Origin of the sequence: Pantoea sp. R102, assembly GCF_004916815.1 — a bacterium.
Lineage (GTDB): Bacteria > Pseudomonadota > Gammaproteobacteria > Enterobacterales > Enterobacteriaceae > Pantoea > Pantoea dispersa.
The window spans coordinates 1-2,807 of the sequence record NZ_SDFT01000259.1 but is presented as its reverse complement, the minus strand read 5'-3'; the positions used below and the strand labels follow the sequence as shown (position 1 = coordinate 2,807).

The window sequence follows — 2,807 nt, the reverse complement described above, 5'->3', positions numbered from 1 at the left end:
CGGCGATGGCATCAACGATGCGGTGCTCTACACCCTGACCAACAGCCTGACCGGCGCGGGCGTGAGCAAATATGTGGTACCGGCGCTTGGCTTGATCATCGGCCTGTTTTTACTGTTTTGTTTTCTCTCCTGGGTGCTGCGCCGGCATAAACGTCCGCATCATCTCGGCTGGAGCCTGCTGGCGATCGCCTGTGCTGCCGGCTCGGTGCAAACCACGCCGGCGTTTCGCCAGGTGAAAGAGCTGATCGCCTCCCACGCGCGCCAGGCCGACTCGGATTTCGAAACCTATTACAAAACGCCGAATAAGCAGATTAACGCGCCGAAGCTCAACCTGGTGTATATCTACGGCGAAAGCCTTGAGCGCACCTACTTCGATCAACAGGCTTTTCCTGGCCTGGCACCGGAACTCAGCCGCGAAAAAGATCACAGCATTGACTTCAGCAACACCGAGCAACTGCCCGGCACCGATTACACCATCGCCGGCATGGTAGCGTCGCAGTGCGGTATTCCGCTATTTGCGCCGTTCGACGGCAACGCCTCGGCTTCGCTTTCCAGCTTCTATCCGCAAAATATCTGCCTCGGCGATATCCTCAAACACTCCGGCTATGAGAACTGGTTTATTCAGGGCGCAGACCTGCGCTTTGCCGGTAAAGACACTTTTTTGCTGTCACACGGTTTTGACGCCGCCAATATGTACGGCTCGCAGGAGCTGAAGAGCCGCGTCGCCGACCCCAGCTACCGTAACAACTGGGGCTTTTACGACGATACGGTGATGGATGAAGTGTTTGAAAAGTATGAGGAGCTGTCGCGTCAGCAGAAACGCTTTGCGCTGTTTACGCTCACCGTGGACACCCATCATCCGGACGGCTTTATTTCGCGCAGCTGTCAGCGCAAAAGTTACAGCTATGACGGCAAACCCAACCAGTCGTTTAGCGCGGTGGCCTGTTCCCAGGAGCACGTGGCGCGCCTGATTGCCCGCATCAAAGCCTCGCCGTGGTTTAAAAACACCGTGATTGTGGTGAGTTCCGATCACCTGGCGATGAATAACACGGCGCATCAGTATCTGATCAAGCAGCCGCGCCGCGATCTGTTTATGGTGATCCGTGGCGATCAGCCGCAGGCCGAGGTGCTGGATGGCAAGCGCAGCACACTGGATAACGGCGCCACGGTGCTGGATATTCTCGGCGGTGATAACGCGATTGGCCTTGGCCGCAGCGGGCTGTCTTCGGCCTCGCTCTCCAGCCAGTTCGATGACATGGCGAAGAAGGTCACGGCGTGGAAAGCCGATATCATTCAGCTGTGGAATTTCCCCAGCCAGATGAAGACGTTCACCATCGACCAGCCCAAAAATACCTTTAGCTTCTCGGGCGCGACGTTCAGGCTGCCGATCCTGTTCCGCGTATCCGATCATCAGGTAGAGCCGCTGCCGGAAGGCGAATACGCCGCGCCGCTGCGCTTCCAGCTGGCCGATTTTGCTGCCAGCGATAAGTTTGTCTGGGTCGATCGCTGCTTCAAAATGGGCCGGCTGTGGCAGCCGGCGCTGGCGCTGTCGACCGATCTCTGTCTGGCGATGGGCCAGACCGGCGGACAGCCCACCGTGACGCGCATCGACCAGCCGGTGTGGCAGGGCAAAGCGCAGTTCCCGCAGGTGAAAGTCAGCGCGGCGACCTATCAGCTCAACGAGCAGCAAATGCGCATCGAGGATAATGCCATTCGCTACCAGGCGGACAGCTTCCTGCTGACCGTGCCGGGCGCGCCGGCCAGCGTGAAGCGCTTTAGCGGTATTTCACGGCCGGAAAGCTGGGGACGCTGGTCGAACGCCAACCTCGCGCCGGAGGTGAACATTGAATATGTCGATCCGCTACCGGCGCGTTTTGACGTGGTGATCACCGCACGTGCCTATGGGGCTAACGCCCATCGACCGATTCCGGTGCGCGTCGGCGATCAAGTGCAGCAGCTCAATCTGGGTGACGCGTTCTCCACGCAGACGCTGCATTTCACCAACCCCGGCGCCAGCCGCAACCTGATCATCACGCCGCCAGAACCACAGCTGTCTAATCTCGGCAACATTACCGGTCAGGATCCACGCAAACTCGGTATCGGCATGGCGGAGATAAAAATAATTCCGCAGCCCGAAAATTGATAAAAATGCGTGCCAGACCAGGGCCTGCCAGCGTGCAGGCCCTTTTTATTGCCGCTTAGCGTTACTCATTGTACGAATTGATATTTTTCGAGACGTCGCGCAAAATCCACATCATCACATGGTGCAACTATCACCACCTGGATAACCTTGCAGGCAACAGGAAAGGCGACCAGGAGCAACAGGGATGATACCGACGATGATGAACACCCATAAGGCATTCAAAGCGCTGCAGCAGGCGGGCGTGGCCGATCACCAGGCCGAAGTGATGGTCGACATTTTTGCCGAAATGCAGCAGGAAAACAGCCTGACCAAAACGCACCTTTCGCAGGCCATGGAAGGCGTGATGCGGGCAAATCACGCCACCTCGCAACGTGTCGATAAACTGGCACAGAGCCTCAGGCATTTAGAAAATGAGGTCCGCCATACGTTTAAAGCCATTGAGCTGCGATTTGACAACGTCGATGAGCAATTCAGGAAAATTGATCAACGCTTTGAACAAATCGATCAACGCTTCGAAAAGATGGATGCGCAATTCAGGCAAATCGATAAACGCTTAGAAAAAGTGGATGCGCAATTCAGGACAATCGATCAGCGTTTTGAACAAATCGATGAACAATTCAGGAAAATTGATCAACGCTTTGAAAAGATGGATGAGCAATTCAGG

At 56.1% G+C, this 2,807-nt stretch carries 2 protein-coding genes; both read left to right on the top strand.

Going from position 1 to position 2,807, the window contains the following annotated elements; translation table 11 throughout:
- On the top strand, positions 1–2,143 hold a 2,143-nt coding region (opgB, locus tag ERD80_RS21215; protein WP_136548440.1), incomplete at its 5' end, for a phosphatidylglycerol--membrane-oligosaccharide glycerophosphotransferase.
- 196 nt (positions 2,144–2,339) lie between these two features.
- Positions 2,340–2,807 (top strand): hypothetical protein (locus tag ERD80_RS21210; protein ID WP_136548438.1); only part of this gene is annotated, 468 nt, incomplete at its 3' end.